Annotated in this window: 21 protein-coding genes; 13 read left to right on the top strand and 8 right to left on the bottom strand. The window is 35.8% G+C overall.

The annotated features are described in order from the left end of the window. Positions 1–28: 28 nt before the first annotated feature. Positions 29–421, bottom strand: coding sequence for a hypothetical protein (locus tag QM491_RS15405; protein WP_283328383.1), 393 nt, complete (start codon positions 419–421; stop codon positions 29–31). 373 nt (positions 422–794) lie between these two features. Here QM491_RS15405 and QM491_RS15400 point away from each other — a divergent pair, with 373 nt between their 5' ends. Beyond that, positions 795–1,307 carry a hypothetical protein gene (locus QM491_RS15400; protein WP_283328381.1) on the top strand — a complete coding sequence of 171 codons (513 nt, stop codon included), beginning with the start codon at positions 795–797 and terminating at the stop codon, positions 1,305–1,307. Positions 1,308–1,510: 203 nt separating this feature from the next. Here QM491_RS15400 and QM491_RS15395 read toward each other — a convergent pair whose 3' ends face one another. Continuing rightward, complete coding sequence (locus QM491_RS15395) at positions 1,511–3,190, bottom strand: DUF3667 domain-containing protein (protein WP_283328380.1); 1,680 nt, start codon at positions 3,188–3,190, stop codon at positions 1,511–1,513. 244 nt (positions 3,191–3,434) lie between these two features. After that, positions 3,435–4,520: a recombinase RecA gene (gene recA / locus QM491_RS15390; protein ID WP_283328378.1), complete on the bottom strand. Its 1,086-nt coding sequence runs from the start codon at positions 4,518–4,520 to the stop codon at positions 3,435–3,437. A gap of 489 nt (positions 4,521–5,009) precedes the next feature. On the opposite strand from recA, the gene QM491_RS15385 reads away from it, so the two are divergent. Both QM491_RS15385 and QM491_RS15380 read left to right on the top strand, forming a co-directional pair. Continuing rightward, complete coding sequence (locus QM491_RS15385) at positions 5,010–6,062, top strand: aminopeptidase (RefSeq protein ID WP_283328377.1); 1,053 nt, start codon at positions 5,010–5,012, stop codon at positions 6,060–6,062. Between the two features lie 114 nt (positions 6,063–6,176). Continuing rightward, positions 6,177–6,980, top strand: a complete 804-nt coding sequence (locus QM491_RS15380; protein ID WP_283328376.1) for a DUF3108 domain-containing protein — start codon at positions 6,177–6,179, stop codon at positions 6,978–6,980. A gap of 179 nt (positions 6,981–7,159) precedes the next feature. On the opposite strand, the gene QM491_RS15375 is transcribed toward QM491_RS15380, so the two are convergent. Beyond that, complete coding sequence (locus tag QM491_RS15375) at positions 7,160–8,464, bottom strand: cryptochrome/photolyase family protein (RefSeq protein ID WP_283328374.1); 1,305 nt, start codon at positions 8,462–8,464, stop codon at positions 7,160–7,162. Between the two features lie 606 nt (positions 8,465–9,070). On the opposite strand from QM491_RS15375, the gene queA reads away from it, so the two are divergent. From queA to QM491_RS15330, 9 genes are all read left to right on the top strand, one after another. Beyond that, on the top strand, positions 9,071–10,123 hold the full coding sequence (gene queA, locus QM491_RS15370; protein ID WP_283328373.1) for a tRNA preQ1(34) S-adenosylmethionine ribosyltransferase-isomerase QueA: 1,053 nt from the start codon (positions 9,071–9,073) through the stop codon (positions 10,121–10,123). Positions 10,124–10,240: 117 nt separating this feature from the next. After that, complete coding sequence (locus tag QM491_RS15365; protein ID WP_166552185.1) at positions 10,241–10,918, top strand: 2-C-methyl-D-erythritol 4-phosphate cytidylyltransferase; 678 nt, start codon at positions 10,241–10,243, stop codon at positions 10,916–10,918. A gap of 271 nt (positions 10,919–11,189) precedes the next feature. Beyond that, positions 11,190–12,185, top strand: coding sequence for a methylmalonyl Co-A mutase-associated GTPase MeaB (gene meaB / locus QM491_RS15360; protein ID WP_283328371.1), 996 nt, complete (start codon positions 11,190–11,192; stop codon positions 12,183–12,185). A gap of 61 nt (positions 12,186–12,246) precedes the next feature. Beyond that, on the top strand, positions 12,247–13,431 hold the full coding sequence (locus QM491_RS15355) for an MFS transporter (RefSeq protein WP_283328369.1): 1,185 nt from the start codon (positions 12,247–12,249) through the stop codon (positions 13,429–13,431). 18 nt (positions 13,432–13,449) lie between these two features. Further along, on the top strand, positions 13,450–13,635 hold the full coding sequence (locus tag QM491_RS15350; protein WP_166552995.1) for a hypothetical protein: 186 nt from the start codon (positions 13,450–13,452) through the stop codon (positions 13,633–13,635). A 65-nt stretch (positions 13,636–13,700) separates the two neighbouring features. Continuing rightward, the gene (locus QM491_RS15345) at positions 13,701–14,006 is read left to right on the top strand and encodes a hypothetical protein (RefSeq protein ID WP_166552996.1); all 306 of its coding nucleotides are present in this window, start codon (positions 13,701–13,703) and stop codon (positions 14,004–14,006) included. A 34-nt stretch (positions 14,007–14,040) separates the two neighbouring features. Continuing rightward, positions 14,041–14,466, top strand: a complete 426-nt coding sequence (locus QM491_RS15340) for a hypothetical protein (protein WP_283328368.1) — start codon at positions 14,041–14,043, stop codon at positions 14,464–14,466. 428 nt (positions 14,467–14,894) lie between these two features. Beyond that, positions 14,895–15,302 carry a DUF4332 domain-containing protein gene (locus tag QM491_RS15335; protein WP_166552998.1) on the top strand — a complete coding sequence of 136 codons (408 nt, stop codon included), beginning with the start codon at positions 14,895–14,897 and terminating at the stop codon, positions 15,300–15,302. Positions 15,303–15,699: 397 nt separating this feature from the next. Continuing rightward, positions 15,700–17,322: an NADP-dependent glyceraldehyde-3-phosphate dehydrogenase gene (locus QM491_RS15330; protein ID WP_283328367.1), complete on the top strand. Its 1,623-nt coding sequence runs from the start codon at positions 15,700–15,702 to the stop codon at positions 17,320–17,322. A gap of 222 nt (positions 17,323–17,544) precedes the next feature. On the opposite strand, the gene cdaA is transcribed toward QM491_RS15330, so the two are convergent. The 3 genes from cdaA to QM491_RS15315 are packed head-to-tail and all read right to left on the bottom strand — an operon-like array spanning position 17,545 to position 20,092. After that, positions 17,545–18,327, bottom strand: a complete 783-nt coding sequence (cdaA, locus tag QM491_RS15325; protein ID WP_283328366.1) for a diadenylate cyclase CdaA — start codon at positions 18,325–18,327, stop codon at positions 17,545–17,547. A 29-nt stretch (positions 18,328–18,356) separates the two neighbouring features. Next, complete coding sequence (locus tag QM491_RS15320; protein ID WP_283328365.1) at positions 18,357–19,079, bottom strand: peptidoglycan DD-metalloendopeptidase family protein; 723 nt, start codon at positions 19,077–19,079, stop codon at positions 18,357–18,359. Further along, entirely contained in the window at positions 19,070–20,092 is a 1,023-nt protein-coding gene (locus tag QM491_RS15315; RefSeq protein WP_283328364.1) for an SPASM domain-containing protein, read from the bottom strand. Before QM491_RS15315 ends, QM491_RS15320 begins: the two co-directional genes overlap by 10 nt. Positions 20,093–21,348: 1,256 nt before the next feature. Between QM491_RS15315 and QM491_RS15310 the strand changes: the two genes are divergently transcribed. Beyond that, positions 21,349–21,720, top strand: coding sequence for a hypothetical protein (locus QM491_RS15310; RefSeq protein WP_283328363.1), 372 nt, complete (start codon positions 21,349–21,351; stop codon positions 21,718–21,720). Positions 21,721–21,922: 202 nt separating this feature from the next. On the opposite strand, the gene QM491_RS15305 is transcribed toward QM491_RS15310, so the two are convergent. Continuing rightward, on the bottom strand, positions 21,923–25,237 hold the full coding sequence (locus QM491_RS15305) for a VCBS repeat-containing protein (RefSeq protein WP_283328362.1): 3,315 nt from the start codon (positions 25,235–25,237) through the stop codon (positions 21,923–21,925). Positions 25,238–25,800 lie beyond the last annotated feature (563 nt).

Here is a 25,800-nt window from a genome sequence, read left to right as displayed (position 1 = left end):
AAGTTTACAATTATGCCAAAACCATCAATCAATGCACAGAAGAAAAGGTTGGAGGCTTAAAAACCTTGGAGTAGAAGTTTTGTAGATAGCCGTTGCCAATAAAAAAATATTTTGAAACAATATAGAAGTACGTATTAAACATACTCGCCGTAATCTGTGGCATAGTGGAACAATACAAATCCACAGATTGACTAGCATACTTTTGTTGCGCTTCTTTTTGTTCGGCAGCTTTGGCTAGTTGCTTAGAAAGATAGCATTTGCCATTACAGTGCATACTAGGGCGATTACGATTTTGGCAAAGGTTTTTGGCAATGTAATCCTTTCTTAAGTTATAGTCGAGATACACTAATAGAAAGGACAACATTCTGAAAGTCAAAATGATGAAAAGAAAAAGTGCCCTATAGTTGTATTGAATTGCCATTAGTTGTACTCAAAAGTGATTACAAAGGTACAACGAATGGCATAAGAATTATATGATTTTTGTTATTCATCTGTCTTACATCAAACAGGATTCTATCCCGAATCCTATCTAATATCTACATTTGGGATATGGCAACATATCTATATATCCCGTTTTCGGAGGTGCTTTAATGAGTATTTATGATTGATGATTAGCTTCTTTTTCCTGTCCATTTATTGAAGAAAATGCTTGGTTTTTTCTTCAATAAAAAGTGACTTAATTCGTATATATAGTCGGAATAGAAAATTTTGCTATCTTACGCAAGATTACAAGTCTAGCAACATAGACCTGCTTAACAAAAACCAGTTTTAACCATTTCAACAATCGTAAAAAAATGAAGAAGTTACTTGCCCTTGCCCTTTTGTTGGCTAATGTATTAGTTTGGGATGCTAATGCTCAAAAACCTAAAGACGAAACTAAAGACGCTAAAAAAGAGAAAAAAGAAAAGAAAGACAAAAAGGATAAAGAAGAAAAAGCTGACAAAACCGATAAAAAGGACAAGAAAGCTAAGGACGAAAAAGCTGTAAAAGAAGACAAAAAAGCTAAAGAAGATAAAGCTGCGAAAGAAGACAAAAAAGTAAATGAAGATAAGGCTGCGAAAGAAGATAAAAAAGCAGAGAAAGACGCTAAGAAAAAAGAAAAAGAAGCTAAAAAAGCTGATGATAAAAACCCTACAGTAAAGCCTGAGCTGAAAAAAGTTGACAAGAAAACTGAAAAAGCTGCTGCTGGCGATGATAAAGTTGTAGGTAAAGACGATAAAGGCCGTACTGTTTATGAAGGACCAAAAGGTGGTCGTTATTATATCAACTCAAACGGTAACAAGTCTTACATCAAAAAAGACAACTAATAAACAAATTTAGTGATTTGTGATTGAGCGAATGAGTGATTATTTTAAAAGCTTAGTCATCAAATATTACAAAAAAGCGGTCGGAAAATAATTTCTGACCGCTTTTTTTGATGCTACTAAGCTAGATATAACTCTGCTTAAGGCGAAAAGTATTGCATCTTAAGCTCAATATAGATTTTTAATATAATCACTCAACTATTGTTTTATTGCAAGGCAAATTTAATAGCGCCTGTAATTCCGAGTACCATAGTAAACGTAAAGCAGTACATACAAAATAAGACCATAGACTTCCAAATAGTTTTTAGCCAAGATTGTCGATACACTACTTTGAGTGACATGGCGAAATAAATCATAAAAACTATCATCGCAACGCTCAATGAGATATTCCAATGACCCACCAGCAAGCCTATTCCAACAAATATCATGAGCATGAGCATGAAAATTGAATGAATATGTATTGAAAAAATCAAGTGCTCATAATAAAATCTAGTCTGTCCGTCAAAAAGCTTTGGAAGAGCAGGGAAAGGCTTCTGGCGCATAAAACCACCTGTCAAGGTATATTTCAATAATCGAAAGCTGTAAGATAACCATTTGAAAGGGTACCACATTATGCTATGAACACGCTTACTGTAGCTAATTTTAAGCATCAGCGCTACCAATGGCATCAAGATAAACATCATGAAAGAGATTACATTTACACCAAAGTGAACCATTTCTCCAATCGCCTTTTCGGCATCTTCGTCAAATGCCAATTCATAATAGGTGACGTTACGACGTAAACCCCTTTTCAAAAAAGCAAGAGCACTTTTACTACCCTCCTCTTTTACTATCAAACTGTCTAAATCTTCATTACTCATATCAAGTAAACGTTTTTTATACGTTCTATTTTGAAGACTTCCATCACTACTTTTAGTGAATACCTTTACCCCCTCAATCCATACAGGTACTTTTACATTGTTCTTCAATGAATGTAAAATTAGGGTGTACTCAATCTTTCCCTTTTTCCCCATTCTTTCTGTAAAATATGCCTTTAAGTCTTCAGCGGGTTCGCTGATAGCCTCGGTATGTATCGAGTCTAAAGCTAGTTGCTTTTGTATTTCAATTAATACGGGACGTTGCTTATACTCAGGTAAAGAATCAATGATAGTCCTTAAAGTATCCTCTCTTTCTATATTCATTTCGTCCAAAATCTCATCAGTCGAAATATCAAAATTCGATACATAGTCAATAAACCCTTTTGCCTGAGAAGCTAATTTGGTTTGTTTGTCCAGCGCTTTTAATTGCTTTTCGTCTCTGGCAATCTTCTTTTCTAAGGTATGTCGTAAAGTTGTATCTTCTCTAGCAATAGCCGAATCAAGTTCTATATTCAGATTTGCGATTTCCTTACTCTTCTCCTCTCGTTTTTGTATTACGGCTTTCAGGGCTTGATTTTGTATAGATTTATCCTCTTTTTTGTTACTATCTTGTTCCTCATCTCCACTTTTATCAGTACGTTTCGAATCTCCTTTCAATCCATCTATGATACCAGAAGCAAAACCATTTGTAGAATTTAAGCCCATTTCAACTAGCTCATCAAAAGCAATAAAAAACACAAAAGATACAATAAAATATAGACGAATGGGTGGCACATAGCGCGCCCTTCTTCCCTCCAAAAAGTCTTTGGTGATTTTGCCAGGTTGTGAAAAAATTGATTTTGCTGTGTTATAAAATTTTGTATCAAAATTGGTGATGCCTTCAAAAACATCATATAATAATTGTCCAACGCCCACTTTTAAATCATGGTTTTCTTGACCACAATTTGCGCAGAAATTATCTTCTGGTTTTAGGATATGATGGCAGTTATGGCAGACTTCTACTTTACGACGATTTTTGTGTATCGACATTTTGAATAAGTTAAAGGTTTGTGATGTACCGTTGAGAGGAAATCAACAGGAAAAGGGGACAAAACTCCAAACGGTTTAGGGTGTTAAATAAAACTTTCTCAAAATACTCATTTTTTCAAATATTGCATAGAGTATCAATGCTTTTAGGAGTAGAATAAGTCCACTTTTAGGATTATTGATGTTTTTTCACAAAAAAAGAGAATACCTTTCGGCATTCTCTTTTGTCACTTTATTAAAGAGAGAATTATAAGCTTTCGTCCGGCTCACCGTCATCTGCTACACCACCTTCTGGGTCTAACAATGCGCCATCATCACCTTTTACTTTATCCTTAATTTTGCGTTCAAGCTCATCCAACAATTCAGGATTATCGCGAATCATCTCTTTTACAGCGTCACGACCTTGTCCTAAACGGTTGCCATCGTAGCTAAACCAAGAACCTGATTTTTTTACGATGTCGAGTTCCACCGCTAAGTCAAGCACCTCACCAGATTTTGAGATACCTTCGCCATACATAATATCAAACTCGATTACTTTGAATGGAGGTGCCAATTTGTTTTTCACCACCTTCACTTTTGTACGGTTACCGATAATATTATCAGCACCTTCTTTGATTTGTCCAATACGACGAATATCCAAACGTACAGAAGCGTAGAATTTCAAGGCATTACCACCCGTTGTTGTTTCTGGGTTACCAAACATCACCCCGATTTTATCACGAAGCTGGTTGATAAAGATACAGCAACAACCTGTTTTGTTAATAACCCCCGTTAACTTACGAAGTGCTTGAGACATCAAACGAGCCTGTAGACCCATTTTTGAATCACCCATATCACCTTCAAGTTCGGCTTTGGGCACTAGAGCTGCTACGGAGTCAATTACACAAATATCGATAGCTCCTGAGCTAATTAATTGTTCTGCGATTTCGAGGGCTTGCTCACCATTATCAGGTTGAGAAATCAACAGTTGGCTAGTGTCAATACCAAGTTTTTCGGCATACGCACGGTCAAAGGCGTGCTCGGCATCAACAAATGCGGCCAAACCTCCTCCTTTTTGTGCCTCTGCAATACAGTGCATTGCCAAGGTTGTTTTACCAGAAGATTCTGGTCCGTAAACTTCTACAATTCTTCCACGAGGTACACCACCAATACCTAGTGCCAAATCTAAGCCCAATGAGCCTGTAGAAATCACTGGAACGTCTATAACTTTACTGTCAGACAAACGCATTACAGTACCTTTACCGTAAGTTTTATCCAAACGCTCAAGCGTAGTTTGTAGGGCTTTGAGTTTCTCTGCTGCAGGATTACTTGCTTCAGCTTGTTGCTTTGCCATGTTGTATAAATATAAGATAAAAAAGAATGACTTTATTTGAATGAATTATCTATAAAAGAACTAATAAATGGTACTATTTAAGAATAATTCTAGGGTTGTTACGTAAAAATTAACGTAGGTAACAGATTTTGTTATTTTTATGACTTAGGTTAATCAAATAGACTTATCTATTTTATTTACCTAGAGATTCGGGGCAAAATTTACACAAAAAACTTCAATGAGTTACAACATAATAGTTTTTTTTCTGATTGATGGTTATCGCAATTGATATCTACCAAAGTACAAGACTACTACAATTTCGGAATGTGAATTTACAAGCTTTTGTGCAAAAAAAGTAATCTTCATAAAAATATTTTCTACCAAATTGGCTATTATTTTTATATAAAAATAAAAAATGTACACAAAATGGAATTTAAAAACGCTTGGCTATCGGGTCTAAAGTATCTGTTTTCAGAAAATTCGTACCTTTAAACTCTGACAATCTATAAAATGAAAAACACATTTAAGAAAAAAAGATATTGGTTGCTCATATCAGTTGCCGTTCTATTTGGTATTTCGCTGTGGCAATGGGATTGGACAATTTACTTATACGCCCAAGCCAAAGGCGGATTGAATGTTGCCTTTAACACTCGCCCTCTCAGCAAAGTCTTAGACGACCCCACAGTCCCCGACTCACTCAAAGCTCGCATTCGTTTAATTGGTGAAATAAAACAATATGCTATCGACTCGCTAGGGCTCAAAGATAATCCAGACGTATATCAAACGCTATTCGACCAACAGGGCAAACCACTGGTCTATCTCGTTACGGCAGCAGAGCCCTACAAAATGGAAGCCGTAGAATTTCATTTTCCAATTATTGGTAATTTTACTTACAAAGGTTTTTTTGATTCTACGATGGCTACTCAAGAGCTAAAAATTTGGCAACAAAAGGGTTATGATACCGATTTGGGACAAGGTATTGCCTATTCAACGTTGGGATGGCTTCCTGAACCTATCTTGTCGAGTATGCTATTTTATTCGGAAGGCAAACTGGCAAGTCTTATCATTCATGAAATGACTCACGGAACAATTTTTGTCAAAAATGAGCATGAAACCAGCGAGAACTTAGCCAATTTCATCGGAGAATATGGTGCTAAACGATATCTCAAAGCTAAATATGGAAGTGAATCTGAAGAATATCAAAAGTTTACTCGTGGAAAAGAATGGCGCAAAACTTTGGTGACACATCTTAACAAATCTACCTTAGCGTTGGATAGTTTATACAAAACTTTCAAACCAGAATACTCTAATAAATACAAGGATTCTTTAAAATATACGTTTATCAGAAAAATAGTAGCAAAAGAAGATAGTCTTTATGCACAGTTATCACATAAACCATTACTTTCCAGTAAGTTAAAAAATGAAGATTTACCCAACAATGCGTATTTTGTAAGCTTTAAAACCTACCATTCAAAGCAAAATGAATTTGAGCAGATTTTTGAAAAACAATTTCGTGGTGACTTTCGTAAATTTTTAGAGTATTTAAAGAAACGATTTGAATAAATATCACTTTAGATAAATGGATTGTTGATAATAAAATAGATTAAAATCTAACAATCTTTCAAAATCTCAGATAGCGAAACCAATCAGCCAACAACCACAAACTTCTCAAGTAACATGAAAAAAATTCTTATTGGAGTAACAATCTTGCTATCCTTGACAGCTTTTAGCTTTTTTCAGGAAAACAATAAAATTGTTGACTCCACAAGCTTGGTTAAAGGCGAACATATCGAATATAGAGTACATTATGGATTTGTAAATGCTGCAGAAGCTGTGGTAGATGTAGACGACAAATTTCAAATGGCTAATGGTCGACCTTGCTATAAAGTGGTTGTCAATGGACGTACCACAGGCGTAACCGATTGGGTAACGAGAGTACGTGATACATGGGCGTCGCATATCGACAGTGAGAAAATTATGCCTCATCAGTTTTATATGAAAAAGCAAGAAGGCAATTATAAAGCTGAAGAAAAAGTCATATTCGACCATCAACAAAATGTAGCCAAAACCTTTGAGTTGATTGATGACAAAGAAAAGAAAACGCTAAGTATCCCCGACGGTATTCAAGATGTGGTAAGTAGCTATTATTATGTTAGAGCAATGGATTTCAATAAAACGAAACCTGGCGAAAGCTATCCACTTTCTTTTTTCTTTGATAATAAAATCTATAATATGAGATTAAAATTTAAAGGAAAAGAAACTATTAAAACCAAATTTGGAAAGATTGAAACATATAAAATTATCCCAATGCTACCTAAAAACAATTTCTTTGTAGACGAAGAATCGGTGATTATTTGGGTATCGAACGATGCAAACAAAATTCCAATCCGTGTAGAAATAGGCTTAAAAATTGGCGCATTGGCTCTCGACTTACGAAGTTATAGTGGCTTAAAGCAAGATTTGAAGTTTGATAATAACTAAAAGATAACACTCATAAAACAAAGAAGGTGAGAGCAACTGCCTCTCACCTTTCTCGAAATCTACACAACATTATATAATCTTAATCACCATTAACAATGGCTACCTAATTTCAACGCAAGTGATGTTATGACATATATTCTATAAAAAAGTCATAAAATGAATCGTTTTTTTTTGAAGATTTACTTTTGTAAAGCATTTTTATACACTTCCAATACTCTTTTACGAGCTATTTCATGATTTACTATCGGTTGAGGATAATCTAATGAATTTAGCTCAGGCACCCACCTTTTAGTATATTCTAATTGCTTATCGAACTTTTGAGTTTGAAGCGTCGGATTAAATACCCTAAAATAGGGCGCAGCATCACAACCACTACCCGAAGCCCACTGCCATCCTCCATTGTTTGCCGCAAAATCGAAATCTAATAGCTTTTTAGCAAAATACGCCTCTCCCCATCGCCAATCTATCAACAAATGCTTCGTCAAAAAGCTTGCCACAATCATCCTCACACGGTTGTGCATAAAGCCTGTCGCATTCAATTCTCGCATACCCGCATCTACAATCGGATACCCCGTTTGGCCTTTGCACCATGCTTCAAACTCCTGCTGGTTGTTTCGCCACTGAATCAAATCATACTCTTTTCGGAAAGAATGCCCCTGACAAATGTGAGGAAAATGATAGACAACATTAAAATAAAAATCACGCCAAATTAACTCATTCAACCACGTTTCTGATAAATTTTGCGCTTTTTTCACCAATTCTCGAATACTTACAGTCCCAAAACGCAAATGTACAGATAATCGAGAAGTACCTAAAATCGCAGGAAAATCCCGTTTTTCTGCATAATTTTTGACGAGTAAGTCCTTCACTTCTTTGACAGGAAAATTCATACCAATAGGCTGAAATCCCATCGACTCAAGACTTGGAGGATTAGGTAAATTTATTTTGGAGAAATTAGAAAAATATTTTTCCGTTGGATATGACTTTACATAGAAATCATTGAGGGTTTCTTTCCACTTACGGCTGTAAGGCGTAAATACCGTGTAAGGTGTTTTACTCCCTGAAAGGACTTCATTTTTTTCAAAAATTACATGATCTTTAAAGGTACGAAAGTCAATCCCTTCCGATTGCAAGTATTCATGTACCATATTATCACGCTCGATGGCATAACTTTCAAAGTCATGATTGGTATAAACAGCCTCAATATCGTAATTTAATAAAAGCTCAGGAAACACCGTTTCAGGCGTACCATATTTTACCAACAAACCACTTCCAAGTGCTTTGAGTTGTATATCCAAATCGGTGATTGTTTGATGTATAAACTCTACTCTTCGGTCTTTTTTATCATCAAGTTTATCAAGAATGTTTTTATCAAAAATAAAAATGGGCAATACGTTCGAGTGGTTACGCAAAGCTCGGTACAAGCCTGCATTATCATGTAAACGTAGGTCTCTTCTAAACCAAAAAAGGGTGTATTTTGACATAGTAAAATTTGATTATCTTAACTAAACTCACCACTTGCTAAAATTGTTTGAAGATTACCTTAAGAAAATTTGGGGAATGGGCTAAAAAAAATGTAATTTTCTCAAGATATAATTTAAAACCTTCAACTATGAACCAAAGCCTTATCCATGCACCACCTTACTTACCTTTGTACATTTTCTCATCTCACAAGTGCCTCAACTACAGGATTTCAAAACATTTTAAGTAATACATTTGTGCCCCACCACAGTATCTCCAGTAAAACTTGCTATTTATTTTTGAAACAATGAAGATTTTATATCTGTAAAACTTTTTTTCTTTATCCACTCATTAATTCAATGAGAAATTTCAGAACATATCATCTCAAAGCTTTAAAAGCACTTTTTTGTACTTTTTGGAGTAAATAACTTGGGCACAAGCGTTAGAAAAATCTAATAAACTAACAAAAATTACCATATTACAATAGAAAATGTATTGACAAGGCCTATAGTAAAATTGTATATTTGCAAGAATCGCTTTCAAACAGACAACTTTGCCCGTACTAATAGAGTATTAGCATAGGTCATTTGTTGTCTTTTGATAGAACATAAACAGCAATAAATAGCATAATGAAACTTTCGGAATTTAGATTTGACCTGCCACAGAGCTTGATTGCACTTTATCCATCAGAAAACCGTGGAGAGTCTCGCTTGATGGTTGTAAATCGCAAGACAAAACAAATTGAACATAAGATGTTTTCCGACATCATCCACTACTTTGAAGATGGTGATGTAATGGTAACTAACAATACAAAAGTATTTCCTGCACGTTTGTTTGGACAAAAAGAAAAAACAGGTGCTAAAATTGAAGTTTTCTTACTTCGTGAATTGAACCGTGAGCACCGCTTGTGGGACGTCTTGGTAGACCCAGCTCGTAAAATTCGTGTTGGTAACAAATTATATTTTGGTGACAGTGACTTAGTAGCTGAGGTAATTGACAACACTACTTCTCGTGGTCGTACAATTCGTTTCTTGTATGATGGCGATCATGATGCCTTAATGAAAGCGATTCATGAGCTAGGAGAAACGCCACTTCCTGACGAAATTCGTTTTAAACGTAAGGTAGAAACAAGTGACGAAGAACGTTATCAAACCATTTATGCTGAGCATGTAGGTGCTGTGGCTGCTCCAACGGCAGGTTTGCACTTCAACAAAATCATCATGAAACGTATGGAGTTGAAAGGCGTAGCATTTACACCGCTGACTTTGCACGTAGGTTTAGGAACTTTCCGTCAGGTAGATGTAGAAGACCTTACCAAGCACAAAACAGATTCAGAGAATTTCTTTATTCCTGAAGATACTTGTAAGTTGGTCAATAACGGTATTGATACCAACAAGCGTATTTGTGCTATTGGTACAACAGCCTTGAAAGCGTTAGAATCTTCTGTATCGGCAGATGGTCACTTAAAACCAATTGAAGGTTGGACAGATAAATTTATCTTCCCTCCTTACGATTTCCGTATTCCAAATGCTCTTTTAACTAATTTCCACTTGCCTGAGTCTATTCTTATTATGATGACAAGTGCATTTGGTGGTTATGAATTAATCAAAGAAGCATACGAAATTGCGATTAAAGAAAAATACAAATTCTTCAGCTACGGCGATGCAATGTTGATTATCTAATCCATTTCTTTCCAGCATAAGAATTAGCAATACTTTGAGAAGTCGTAAGAGTTTGTTTCAACACAAATTTCTTACGACTTCTTGTTTAAAGGCTGTTTCCTAATTTATATCATCATTATGTCTTCAAACAAATATGCCATCGTTGTTGCAGGCGGAAGTGGTAGTCGCATGCAAAGTCAGCTTCCTAAGCAATTTATTGAGTTAGATGGTTTACCAATACTTTTTCATACCCTTTTACGCTTCAAAAAAGCAGACGAAAGTATCCAATTGATTTTGGTATTACCCAAAGCACATCAAGCATACTGGCAATCTCTTTGTGAAAAACATGCAGCTGTAGCCCAGCAAGTTCCTCATTGGTTGGTGGATGGCGGTCAAACTCGTTTTCAATCTTCTCAAAACGGTCTTGCTCGCATCGAAGGCGATGGGTTGGTCAGCATTCATGACGGTGTTCGTCCGTTTGTAGAGGCAACAGTTATTCAAAATAGTTACCAAACAGCACAGACATTGGGTAGTGCCGTGGTAAGCGTTCCATCCAAAGATTCGGTGAGAGTCAATGGAGTCGCCGTGGACCGTGCCACAGTACGTTTGATTCAGACACCACAGACATTTCAAGTAAGTATATTGAAAAAAGCTTTTGAAACAGAAGAACTAAGCACATTTACCGACGATGCTAGTGTAGTAGAAGCAGCAGGCTTTCCGATTCATTTGATAGACGGTTCCTACGAAAATATCAAAATTACAACTCCAGAAGATTTGTTGTTTGCAAATATGCTTTTAGAGAAATACAGGGATTAGGGATTAGGGATTAGGGATTAGGGATTAGGGATTAGGGATTAGGGATTAGGGATTAGGGATTAGGGATTAGGGATTAGGGATTAGGGATTAGGGATTAGGGATTAGGGTAAATAAAATCCCACACGCCATCTACTCACTTCTAACCTACTTTTCCCCTCTTTTTTCAAAAAAACTATACCCTCACCCCTATCCCCTAAAAACACTTTGTGCCTCTGTGCCTCTGCCCCTGTTCACTAACAAAAAACAAAACAAAACCCCATATAAAAACCAAATGAGAAAACGACTTAGCAAGGAAGAATACGTTGCTGGAGTATTAGAAGGCAACCGAATGATACTGAGCAGAGCAATTACCTTAATCGAAAGTCAGCTCGATACAGATAAGGCACTAGCCAGAGAAGTACTCGAAACACTCTTGCCACATACAGGAAACTCAGTCCGTTTAGGCATTACAGGCGTCCCTGGCGTTGGCAAAAGTACTTTTATTGAGACCTTTGGAAAACACTTGACCAATCAAGGGAAAAAGATTGCTGTGCTGGCGATCGACCCAAGTAGTCAAATTTCGAAAGGCAGTATTCTTGGCGATAAGACACGTATGGAAGAACTTTCGAGAGACCCTTTGGCATATATACGACCTTCGCCAGCGGGTATCTCATTGGGAGGCGTAACACATAAAACAAGAGAAACGATGTTGCTTTGCGAAGCAGCGGGTTTTGAAGTGATTATTATAGAAACTGTTGGAGTTGGGCAATCAGAAACGTTTGTTCATGGTATGGTAGATTTTTTCCTATTGCTAATGTTAGCTGGTGCTGGCGACGAGCTTCAAGGCATCAAAAAAGGCATTATGGAAATGGCTGATTTGGTGGCAATTACCAAGTCTGATTCGGGCAATGAACTACAAGCTCGTCAGGCGAAAGTTTCGTATGAAAATGCTTTACATTTATTCCCAGCTAGTGGTAGCGGCTGGTATCCAAAAGTGTTGACGTGTTCAGCTGTGACACAAACAGGCATAGATGACATTTGGAAAACTATCCTTTCTCATCGTGAACTTTTACAACAAAATGGATATTTCTTTAATAACCGCAAGCAACAAAATCTAGCTTGGATGCACGATTTTATCAAGCAGACACTAGAAGAAAGGTTTTACCAAAACCCACAGATTCAACAAGAGCTTTCGAGTATAGAATCGGCGGTAACAGAAGGACAAAAATTACCCATCAAGGCGGCTCTTGAGCTATTAAAGCTTTTTGAAAAGTCGATATATTCCTAATACACTCTCATAAGTTGTATTTCTGTGACTTATGAGTTTTTGACACAATCCATTTAGTAACATGACAAAAACAAATTCCATTTACACCCTTCAATTTTGGCTTTTATGTTTAAGTAATTTTCTTTTTTCAGCCAGTTTCCAAATGATGATTCCAGAGTTGCCCGACTATTTGGCATCTATGGGTGGCAAAGAGTATATTGGCTATATCATTGCTTTATTTACACTAACCGCTGGTATTTCTCGACCATTTTCAGGCAAGCTTACTGATACTATTGGCCGTGTACCAATTATGGCATTCGGTTCTGTGGTATGTTTTATCTGTGGTGGTATTTACCCTTGGGTAAGTGGCGTAGCAACATTCCTTTTCCTAAGATTTATTCATGGGATGTCTACAGGAACTAAACCTACGGCTACCTCAGCTTATGTTGCCGATATTATTCCCGAAGATCGTCGTGGCGAGGCACAAGGAATGTTAGGCATTTTTACCGCCACAGGTATGTCGATGGGACCGACCATTGGAGGCTATCTCACTGAGTTATTCTCGATAAATACCATGTTTTATACTTCTTCTTCATTTGCCTTATTATCGATTTTGATTTTGGTAAATATGAAAGAAACCCTTCCCAAAGAACAAAAACAGCCTTTTTCTCTAAAACTTTTCAAAATAGGCTGGGTCGACGTCTTCGAACCGAGAGTAATTCCTACTTTTTTGGTCATGTTATTAGTTTCGTTTTCGTCGGGCGTAATCTTAACACTCATTCCCGATCAAACCAAGATGCTCGGCATGAGCAACAAAGGAATATTCTTTACAGTTTATACGATTGCATCTTTAGTGGTTAGGATGTTTTTTGCCAAAAGCTCAGATAAATACGGACGAATTCCTGTACTTATTATTTCAAGTGTCTTATTGGCTGTAGCTATGCTGATTTTAGGATATGCCAATAACTTTACAGCCTTGATGTTAGCTTCTATTCTGTTTGGTTTCTCATGGGGCTTTAACACTCCTACCCTAACAGCTTGGACTGTAGATTTGTCTGACGAGCGATACCGAGGTCGTGCGATGGCAACCATGTATATTGCCCTTGAAGCAGGCATTGGTATAGGAGCAGTTGTGGCAGGAAAACTTTACCAAGGTAAAGTTGAAAACCTCCCCTATTCGTACATCATTGCAGCGGTATTGTCTTTGGTAAGTTTGGTGTATTTAGTAATATTACGTAAGAATCAGAAAAAGCACCTTGCTGCTTAAAGTTTAAATCACAAAATCATGGTATTTGAGCAATATCTCGAAGAAAAAAATATCAATGCTGAAATGTTTTTATGGGACAATCCAAAGCATTTCGCAGAATTGAAAAAGATTTTTAATGAAATGCACCCTGATGGCTTTACAGCGCAGAAGAAGTTTTTAATAAACCAACTTCGTCGTAAGTATATGCTGAAGCAGTTTGCGTAATGTGTAGATAGAGTGCTGTTTATACTTCATTCTCAAAATATTATATAAGTTATAACCGACTCATTATGAACACTGTTAGAATCAATGTAAATAAACAGATAGATGGGTATTCTTTCAGTATAGCCCCTTCGATAAGGGATTTTATCAAAAAGCTATTTCCCAATGCACATCCTGCTAATAATATTTTTGTAGGATACGATACCAAAAGTGATTTTGAAATATATTTTGGTACCTTAGAAAATTACATTTACCCTGCACTTTTAGGAGTTGATAAAAATAGTGACCTCAAAATGCTGGATGAAATTGAGTTTGTAGATAACAAGACAGGAAATGTTTTACACAAAGTAACACCTCGTGACGAAAAAATTTAATCAATATCTCGGCAAAGCCGGACACCTATTTATCATGTCAGAGTTTTTAATGTTAGGGTGGAATGTCGCCATCCCAGAGGTTGATATTGGCGATGATATCTTCGTGGTTCAGGATGATAGTGGGACATTAAGAAGAGTACAAGTAAAAACATCTACCTCAAAAATTCGTAAAGATGGATTCAGTGCCCAGTTTAGTGTTCCTCTTAAAAATTTAAGAAATATTTCAAATGTATTAGTTCACTATATCTTTTTGGTTAGGCACAATCATAATTGGTCGAAGCCTTTGGTTATTAGACAAGACTATTTACTCGATTATTTTGAAAATAGCCATGTAGGGACCGAAAGTAATGGTAACATAATTTTCTATTTTGCCTTCAAAAATGAGAGTGTTATTTGTTCGGGTAACGATTTTTCTAAATACTCAAATAATTTTATTGATTTTCCTCAAATAGATCATTGAGTCATTTTGATTCATATTTCACAAAACAAGGATTTTAAGCCATTAGAATAGAAAAAAGCTTAATAATCCTTGTTTTTTTTATAGATATATTTCTAAATTTACTCACAAAAAGATATAACCTTGGTAGCTGTTTTTTTGCCCCTTTTTCATTTGTATCATCTTGCTATAACTTTGGATAGTTGAGTTTCTGACTCCTCGAAAATTTACTTTCAAAATCAATAGCTTGATTGTAGCTTAGCATCAAAATTCTATCTAGCTTTTCTTGTCTATTAAGTTTGTGTAAAAGACTTGTATTTGTGCTTGCACGAAGTTTTTGTCATAAATTTAAAATAATCTTTACTCAATAACTCTCTTTCTTTAATCGATTGAGGATTGGAGTAAAATCAAAACAACAATCTAATAATCAATTATTTAACTTTTAGAAAAAAATGGCTTATAACATCTTAGACATCGAAGGAATTGGTCCAGTTTACGCTGAAAAATTAGGTGCAGTAAATATCAAAACTGTTGAACAACTTTTAGAAGTGGGTGCTACTAAAAAAGGTCGCTCTTCATTAGCAAATGAAACAGGAATCGATGAAAAACGCATCCTTCGTTGGGTAAACATGGCTGATTTGTTCAGAATCAAAGGAGTAGCAGAAGAAACATCAGACCTTTTGGAAGCTGCTGGTGTAGATACTGTAAAAGAATTAGCAACTCGTAATGCAGCTAACTTGCATGCTAAAATGTTAGAAACAAATGAAGCAAAAGGCTTAAGTGGACGCGTTCCAAGCTTGTCTCAAGTAGAAGGATTTATCGAGCACGCAAAAACTTTAGCTCCAGTAGTGACATACTAATTTTGAGCATTTAGTCACACGAATATATCTTTCAATAGAGTAAAAATACCTTCAACACGACTTTGTGATAGTAAGTGTTGAAGGTATTTTTTTTGCTTTATATCTACCCAAAAACAATATACAAAGTCAACAAAACAGGAACTCAGAGTAGATAAAATAGCTTATAATAATAAGGCCATTTATCAAAGCTGAAAAGATTTTTTTTGAATAAAACTAATCCAACATTGTAAAATTTCAATAAATCAACGAAGCTTGACGGATGAAATTAGCTTTTTATTGAACTTTGACAAGAAATCAATCAGCGAAAATTGTACAATTCGTAGCATATTCAAACACTATAGTAAAACTGTTAACTGAAACAAAAATTAATCTCAAGCCAATTATTTTTTAGCGTATTATGAACACATCCCAACTCGAAAATTTGTTTCCTGCGGAGGTTGATATTCCAGCAGAATATAATATCACTGAGCCGATTGAGCAACGTGAATACTTGGTAAATGGCGAGATGCGTCAATGGACTGGTAAAACCCAAGATGTATGGTCTCCTGTTTATGTAAAAACTGAGAAAGGTTTAGAACAAAAACGTATTGGTTCTTACCCTATCACTGATGCCCCAGATGCCATTGAAGTGTTGTATGCAGCTGTGAAAGCTTACAACAACGGTCGTGGCGAATGGCCATCGATGAGTGTAAAACAACGTATCGAATGTGTTGAGCGTTTCACTCAAAAAATGATCCAGAAACGTGACGAGGTTGTTAAATTGTTGATGTGGGAAATCGGTAAGTCTTTAGGTGATTCTCAAAAAGAATTTGACCGTACCGTTCAATATATCTACGATACAATTGATGCGCTTAAGGATATCGACCGTAACTCTTCTACTTTCTTGATTGAAGAAGGCATTATTGGTCAGGTACGTCGCTCGCCACTAGGAGTTGTATTGTGTATGGGACCATTCAACTATCCATTGAATGAAACTTTCACAACATTGATTCCTGCTTTGATTATGGGAAATACGTTGTTGTTTAAGCCTCCGAAACACGGTACTTTATTGCACTACCCATTGTTAGAGGCATTCCGTGATTCATTCCCAGCTGGTGTAATCAACACTGTTTATGGTCGTGGAAACTCGGTTATTCCTAGCTTGATGGAGTCAGGTAAAATCGATGTATTGACGTTAATTGGTTCATCGAAAGTAGCCGATAAGTTGAAAAAAATGCACCCTAAAGTAAACCGTTTGAGAGCAATCTTAGGTTTGGATGCTAAAAATGCAGCTATCGTGACAGAAAGTTCAGACCTTGAATTAGCCGTTAAAGAATGTATGCTAGGCTCATTGTCATTCAATGGTCAGCGTTGTACTGCACTCAAAATCATGTTCGTTCACGACACATTGATTGAGAAGTTTAACCAACGTATGGCTGAAGAAATTGGCAAATTGAAATTAGGTTTGATGTGGGAAAAAGGTGTAAACATTACGCCACTTCCTGAGCCAAATAAGCCTGCTTATTTGAAAGAACTTATCGAAGATGCTAAATTGCACGGTGCTAAAGTGATTAACGAAAACGGTGGCGAAAGCTTCAAATCATTCGTATTCCCTGCTTTACTTTCACCAGTAACTAGCCAAATGAAAATCTGGCATGAAGAACAATTTGGTCCTGTAGTTCCGGTGGTACCTTTCAACAACATTGAAGAACCAATCGAATATATTACCAATTCATCACACGGTCAGCAAGTATCTATTTTCGGAACGGATGTAAATCAGATTTCTGAATTGATTGATGCAGCAGTAAACCAAGTTTCTCGTGTGAATATCAATGCTCAATGTCAACGTGGACCAGATACATTCCCATTCACAGGTCGTAAAGACTCTGCTGAAGGTACTTTGTCTGTAACAGCTGCCCTTCGTTCGTTCTCGATACGTACGGTTGTAGCAACAAAACAAACTGCTGAGAACAAAGCTTTGGTAAACCAAATTGTTGAAAATCAAGAATCTAACTTCTTGTCAACTAGATTTATCTTGTAAGTAAAAGTTATTGGTTATTAGTATAATTGTTATCAGAGATTATCTACTTCAACAATAGATGTTCTCCTATTATTAACCAGTTAAGGCTTTTTACTCATCATAAAAACAAAAAGGCTGTTTCAAATTTGAAACAGCCTTTTTGTTTTTATGTATCACTATTAATGCCGAATTATGAGTTGTGAGCACCTTCAAATAACGGATATACGATTAACTAGTAACTAGCTAATTCAATAAGTACTCACTCAATTTTGCTTCTAAATCTTTGGTAGACATATTTCTAAAAATTCCACCATGAGATACAAATGAAACCTCTCCTTTTTCCTCAGAAACCACAATCACTGCCGCATCGGTTTGCTCACTCATCCCAAATGCAGCACGGTGTCTGAAACCCAAAGTTGGCGAAATCGTACCACTTTCTGAGATAGGAAGCATACAGCGGGCCGCAGCCAAACGACTATTTTTGATAATAACGGCGCCATCGTGTAATGGTGAGTTTTTATGAAAAATGGTCAATAATAATCTTTTGGATACCTGAGAGTCTATTTCGTCGCCAGATTCGATGAATTTTTTCAAATCATCTTCTTTTTCAATAACAATCAGCGCACCTGTATGGGTAGCCGCCATTGTACGAGTTGCTTCTACGATAGCTTGAAGATTGGATACTTTATCTTTGGAAATTTTTGGTGTATAAAATCTTTTCAAAATAGCATTTTCCTGAACAGAAGTCGAACGCCCTAACATCAATAAAAAACGACGAATTTCTTGTTGGAAAATAATCAAAAGTGCCAATACCCCAACATTCATAAATTGCCCCAGAATGGCAGAAAGTAACTCCATTCCAAAGGCTGTTGCCAACAGATAAACAACATATACGATGATAAAGCCAAAAAATATCTTATTCGCAATACTCCCCTGAATAAGTCGGTATATCTGATAGAGCAAGAAAGCTACCAGTAATACATCAACTACATCTATAAAATCAATATTTAAAAAGCCAATGTGCATACAGTTTTAAGGTTTTTGCGATTAAAGTATTAATATAAAGTGTCGGTTTTTAGTAAGATATGAGCATTAGGACAAATAGCTCGATAAAAATCAATTTTGGATGGTTCACATACCCCAGGAAAATCTCCTTGTTTACCCAACATATCAGTCATCACCTGAAAATGTAAATGTGGAGGCCAGTTACCATTCTCAGGAAAATTGCCGAATTCTGCTATACGCTGCCCCTTATTGATTACTTGATTAACAGCTAGCCCCTCTAAGGAAGGAACACTCAAATGTCCATATAAAGTATAAAAAATATGTCCTTCAAGTTCGTGTTCTAAAATTATGGTTGGGCCATAATCTCCAAAGTTATCATTATTGGCAAAACTATGAATCTTTCCTGATAGTGGTGCAAATACTGCCGTACCAGTGGCAGCCCAAATATCCACCCCCAAATGGATAGAACGAGGTTCTTCAGTCTGTTGAAAATGCTCACTTCTGCGATAAATATACCTATTTTCGAAGTACCCTCCTATCGCACAAACAGCCTGAGCCTCTTGAATTTTGGCAAATACATATTCTGTAAAAACAGCAGTATCGGCTAAGTCTATTTTTTCTAAGTCAGTATTTTCAGCGGTAAGGTCGATTTTTAGCAGTGTATCTTTCGACAAATCAAAAGGCACAACTGAGGCAAAATCATATTTTCTTAATATTCCTTCTAATAACATTTTGGTCTCAAAATCTTGTTTATATAAAGGCTTTAAGCCCATACTTGTGTACCTTCAGTACAATTTTTACACATTTCAATCTCACTCCTAGATTTCAAAACAACTTTTCTAAAGTTTTGATAAGATTCTGCTTTCCAGAGAGTTTTAAATGTCGTTTGAGTCAAATCACCCAGTCTGTGCTCAGCATCTTTATCAAAACAACATGGCACTACCAGTCCATCCCAAGTAATCACGCACGAATGCCACATTTTCCAACAGTGATTGAGCAAATGATTCTTGATTTGATAACTACCGTCTGCTTGCTGTTGATAGCGAGCATATTTTTCTATCGTCGGTATCAAGTCCGAACCTTGCTCATAATCATAAATTTGAGCTGTCTTTAAAGCAACTTCATCTACCTCTAACTCTTTCGCCAATTGCTTTACTTCCTCGATTTGGTGCTCGTTGGGACGTACCACCAAAAACTGAAATACGATATGTGGCGTGGAAGACTTAAGCGTTTTTTTCCATTTGACAATATTCTTTGTGCCTTCAATCACTTTATGTAGCTTTCCACCAACTCGATATTGTTCGTATACCTCTTGCGTAGTTCCATCAATCGAAATAATCAGTCTATCAAGCCCTGACTCTACGGTTTTTTGGGCTTGGGCATCACTCAAATAATGAGCGTTGGTCGAAGTAGCCGTATAAATCTTCTTATGAGCAGCATACTGCACCAATTCCAAAAATTGTGGATGAAGATAGGGCTCTCCTTGAAAATAAAAAATCAGATACGATAAAGTATCCGAAAGCTCGTCGATTGTTTGACGAAACATTTCGTCAGAAAGCATCCCTGTTGGTCTGGTAAAAGAACGAAGTCCACTTGGGCATTCGGGGCATCTTAGATTACAAGAAGTAGTTGGTTCAAATGAAATACTAATAGGAAGACCCCAATGATGAACGTTGCCTGTAAATTTAGAAAAATAGTAGCTCGCCAACACCTGAGTAGCATTCCAGAAACGCTTCCATGTAAGTTTTGAGATAAAATTCAGACCGTCAGTAAGGTTTCTATTCATTACCGTGTAAGCGCTATGCGGAAGGATTGCTAAACTTTAATCCAATATACCACATTGATTTAATTATTTTGAGAGTTTTTCAACACCATACAAGTCCTTATTTTCACACAAAAGCTATCGTAAACTAAAGAACTTGATTGCTATTTCTATTTACTCTGCAAATTACTCAATAAATGTTAAAACATCGGGGTATATTCTTCAAATCCTTGTAAAAGTGCGCAGCTTTATTGTATAAAGAAGCTCTTTTGAGAAAAGTTCATTTGAGCAACGAGCTCTTACTTCATTTATTGCCACAATAAAGTCAGGTTCAATATTAGTGACAACACTGTCCTTTATGTTTGAGTTAAAGTATTATTCTCTAATAAATATATAAGCAATCTGGGAAGCTAAAGAAAACGTAAGTAGAATAATAAATAACATTATCTTGAAAATTAGGCAAATAAAACTATCCTCCAAATATGTTGAATAACAACTCTTTGAAACCATTATAAAATGAATGAATATTCGGGATTAATCCAAATTCAATCACTTTATTTTTTCGAAAATCATGTTTTTTCAACGGTGAAAATATAAACTTTCAAAAAAATACAGATTTTTCATGAAAAATATTTAAAAAAACTATTGCTATTTCAACAATTCTAATGCAAATTGCTGTTGTTATAGATGTCTTCAAAACATACCGCTAAATGTGATGACGATATGATATAATTAGTGTAAATTATAACCTTACTTAATTTAAAGCTAATTTCTTCATACTTGTTTCTGAGTTATAAGCTCGGCTCATCCTCATTGCGTCCAATAAGCATTAAAGGCATCACTTGACCAAGATTTTAATCAACAATTAACATAGATATTCAATTGCGTAAGCATTCAAAATACTAACTAAGTAATCTTTTATTAGATTATTTTTTTATGGGTTCGGGTTACAGAAAAAGTCAAGAGTGATGCTCTTGACTTTTCTAATTTTATACCTATTTCTTTCTATTGACTCTCTTTCTCTAAAGACTAATTATCAATATTTTACACTTGAGATTGATTAAATTTCCTTTATAAAAGCTCCTACAAAGCTGATGAAAAGATGGGATTCTAAAAAAACCTAATAATCAGGCATAGCTACGTTGTATAATTGATAGAGTTAATTTTGCATTATTTAACCCTTCCCAGATGATTGTACCTCCAATGGATATAATATCACAAGTCATTCAACGTATTTATTATAAGTTACACTATTCATATTACGATAAAAATAGGACTACATGTTAAAGGCTCATCAGTATCATCGAAAATCAAGATTTTATAAAGCGGTATTATTATTTGCTTTTCTGTCTTTTTTAGGATTCGGTTGCAACAATCAATTGTTTCCAGATTCCTTTATCTCATTAAACCCAAAGGAACACTTTAGCCCTACTCCAACTGATTCTGTGCAGTTATATATTACTCAATTACCATCAAGACCTTATCAGGAAATAGGCATTCTATATGTAAGAACAAGAAATAATAATTCTGAGGCAGAGAATAAAAACCTAGTTATTCTGAAAAAAATGGCAGCAAATTATGGGGCTAATGCCGTTATTCGGCTTGATGTAACAGACTTTAATATTAAAGGAGTTGCAGTGCGTTGGAAATAGTTTATTTCTCAATGATGAGTCATCCTGAATTTGGGAACTAGGGAGATTCTATAAATTTCATTAAAAAGCGGTCGAAAAACAATTTTCGACCGCTTTTTTTGATACTACTATGCCTTTCGTCTCTACAACTAGAATACAAATTTTAGCATAATCACTCATGCACTAAATCTCCAATCACTAAATTCGGAATAACTCATGTTTGTTACTGAATCTTATAAGCTTTTGGTGCTTGCTGGTTGATACCAAAAACTACTGTTTGATTTAGCTGTATTACTGATCGAACATCGCCTTTGATTTTGAGTCCAGATTTTTTTTGTGAAATCGTTACAAAGTTACCTTTTCCATCACCTTGTAAAAGTAAGCCATAGTTAGCATCGGCTTTACCAAATTTGAGTCTAGTAATATTTTGGTTACCCGCTAGCAATAAATCCTTTTTACCATCTTTGTTGTAGTCAAATACCAAAAGATTGTAGATTGGTGCAAATTGAGCTTCAATAGGTAAAGCTTTTTCTTCAAATTTACCTTGTGCATTTAAAGCAAAATAGCCTGTCTTGAGATAATTAGCCGTCAATTTTTCGGCACCTTCTAGTTCCTTTTCATCAAAAATATCTTTCAAAGTTGCATCTCCGTAGCTATCATAGCTCGTAAATTTTTTACGCTTGATGGTAAGCTGTTCAAGCAATTCGTCACGTGTAAGATATGGATAAGATTTACCTTGAATATAAGTACACAAAATTGGCTCAACGGTACCATTTTGGTCAAAATCTTTAAAATATAACTCTGCTGGTTCTTTGAAACTCACTTTACATTGGCTATTCAGCCCTTGATTTCCCACTAAAATCTCAGGTTTACCATCGTCATTTAAGTCTTCTACCACAAGTTTGTTCCACCAACCTTGATAGTTTTTATCAAAGTACTTATTAGTCTGGTTTTCAACAGTATTACCCTGAATCGAAAATGCTGAAATGGGCATCCATTCGCCAACTACAAGTAATTCTGATTTTTTATCTTGATTCAAATCCACAAAAGCAGCATCTGTAACCATGCCAATTTTTTGTAGTTCTACTGGCGTTTGATCTTTAAATGTACCATTGCCCTGATTGATAAGAACGTAGCTTCGAGGAGTTTCTGGGTATCTGCCAGGAATCACTCTACCTCCTACAAACAAATCAGGTTTGCCATCTTGATTGACATCGCCCACACGTACACAACCCGTACTTACAAGCATAGTAGGTAAAGCAACACTACTCAACGAAAATACACCTTTACCATTATTGATAAATAGCTGATCTTGAAGCAATAGATCATTTTCGGTGAAATTGCGATAACCTCCATACGCTACATACAAGTCGACTTTACCATCACCATTGGCATCGAAGAAAACAGCATCGCTTATATCTGCATTGGCTTTGGTAGCAATACTTTGTTTGCTGAAGCCATTGGATTTATTTTGGATAAATAACTCGCTACTTTTTCCAAAACAACCTCCCACAAATACATCTTCCAATCCATCTTGATTAACATCGGCTTTAATCATTACTGGTCCTACAAAAGACATAGACTGTGTAAGTAATGACTGACGTTTAAAATCATTTTGAATAATCGTAGCTGGTGTGCTTTGAATAGGAGAATTGACTTCTACCAAATAGGTATTAACCTCCGATTGTTTTGGGGTAATATCTATCGCATTTTTTTCTTCCAAAACTAACGCTTGATCTGCTTTAAGATTTTTCAAAACTTGAATCCTACCACTTGCCCAAGTAACTTTCAGATAATCAATTGTTTGTGATTTTCCTAAGCCGAAGTGTAGCTCAAAACTCACATTTGATTGAAAACCACGAGTTGGCATTTGCTCTTGATGTTGCGAATTCCCCGAAGCGTATATCTCAACAGTTGCTCCGATTCCCATAGTGTTAGGCGCATTTCCTTTGAATTGTATGTTGAGGTAGTGATTTTCAGACTTCTGCTTACTTTCGTTTTGATAAATAAATGCTGGGAGATTTATATTATTGACCACTAAATCCAAATCACCATCTTTATCGAGGTCGCTGTAGGCAGCACCACTACTATTAGAAGGTCGGCTTAAGCCCCATTTGTCAGACAAATTGGCAAATTGTAGATTGCCTTTATTACGGAACATATAGTTACTGACATTAGAAGAAGGCATTTTTTTGACTAATTCTAATACATCTTCACGCTGAAAACCACCTTGTTTGGTCTTAATAAAATCATCCATATATTTCAAAAAGTCCAAATTGGTATAATCATGCAAATAGCCGTTTGTTACATAAAGGTCTTTCCAGCCATCGTTATCATAATCAGCAAATAATGCCGACCAACTCCAGTCAGTATTTGAAATACCTGATACCTGCCCGATTTCACTAAAAGAGCCATTACCATTGTTTAGGTGCAACATATTGCGCATATACTGATGGTGAAAACCCGATTGTACGCTCAAATCAAACTTGTAATAGTTGTCAGGAGCCATCAATAATTTTTGACGACGATTATCCTCTGGCAACATATCCAAGGTAAAAATATCTGGCAGCAAATCATTGTTAATATCGGCTACATCATTGCCCATTGAAAAGTTAGATGTATGTCCCAATTGTTCAAGACTTACCTCCTTGAACCCACCTTTTTGATTATTGAGATACAACCTATCTGGTACAGCATAGTCATTGCTTACATAAATATCTGGCCAACCATCTTGGTTAAAATCTGCGATTCCAGCTCCTAAGCCATACGAAAGTGCTGAGCTTTGAATACCCGCCTGACCCGTGATATCTTTAAAATATCCCTTATCATTGGTATAAAATCTTGAACCACTCACTGAGTCATCTACCTTGAGTAATTCGGCAGTATCAGCCAGATTGAGTACTGGAAGGGACTTGATATTATGATTTAGGAGAAAAAGGTCGAGGTCACCATCTTTGTCGGCATCGAAGAAATAGGCATTTGTACTTGAAGCAGGGCTATCTAAACCATATTTTGCAGCCTCCTCCAAAAATGTAGGAATACCATTGGCATCATTTCCTTGATTAATAAAAAGCTCATTAGCCTTTTTGTCTGGACGAAGATTTCCCGAATGACAAACGTAAATGTCCAGTTTACCATCGCCATTGATATCTACCATTGTTACGCCAGTCTTCCAAGGTCCTTGACGACCAGTTACTCCAGCTTGAGCTGTAATATCTTGAAACTCCATTTGGGTTTTATTCAAATAGAGTTTGTTTTCTTTCATATTACTTGTAAAATACAAATCATCGTATCCATCTCCATTGACATCACCCACAGCAACACCTCCACCATTATAGAAGTATTCATACATAAGTACATTGGTGTTGAGACCTTCTTCTATCACATTTTGGAAATCAACATGAGTTTTTTCGGAAGGAAGTAACGTAAAAAGTCCTTCAGGAGATTCATCTTCCGAGGGAGCTTTAGAGGTATCTGTACAACTAAGGAGAATACTTGTACAGAGTATAAGAAGAGTTGAATAGGAAATAATTTTCATGCTTGTTAAATAGACAATTTTAAAGGGTCTGCTTGATTTAGATTTTGTGAATTAATGAGCCATTTTGCCACTTTGGATTGACATGTTCTTTATTGCTTAAGAGTTATAACTACTGAAAACTACCCAATTTTCTCGAATATTTTAAAGAAGACAGAGATAAAAAAAAGGAAAATATCTGGTCTTTTCATACTTTGTTGGTAGTGCACTAATGAGAGTTGAAAAGTACTTGCACTAAGATTTTTTTTCGGTTGAAGTGAGTATTGAGACTTCTTCAAAAGGTATTGGAGGATTATTTAGTAAAATAATTTAAAATTTCAACAATTCATTATTTTACTCCATAAATCATGGTTTTCACACAAAGAATAACATACTTTTTCTTACTGCAATTTTCAGATATATTCTTCTTTTATCGTAAAATATTAACACTAATCAATAAGTATGCAGACTGATTGAGTATTTTGTGATAAATTTTATTCTTTTTGTGCAAATGTTTGCACAGGCGTATTTCTTTAAAAAACCAGAAAAAACAAAATTATTCTCAGTTTTATACAGAATCGTATGGG

The organism is Flectobacillus longus (genome assembly GCF_030056705.1).
GTDB classification, from domain to species: domain Bacteria; phylum Bacteroidota; class Bacteroidia; order Cytophagales; family Spirosomataceae; genus Flectobacillus; species Flectobacillus longus.
Note: the sequence above shows the minus strand (reverse complement) of the source record. Positions and strands in the feature narration are given on the sequence as shown.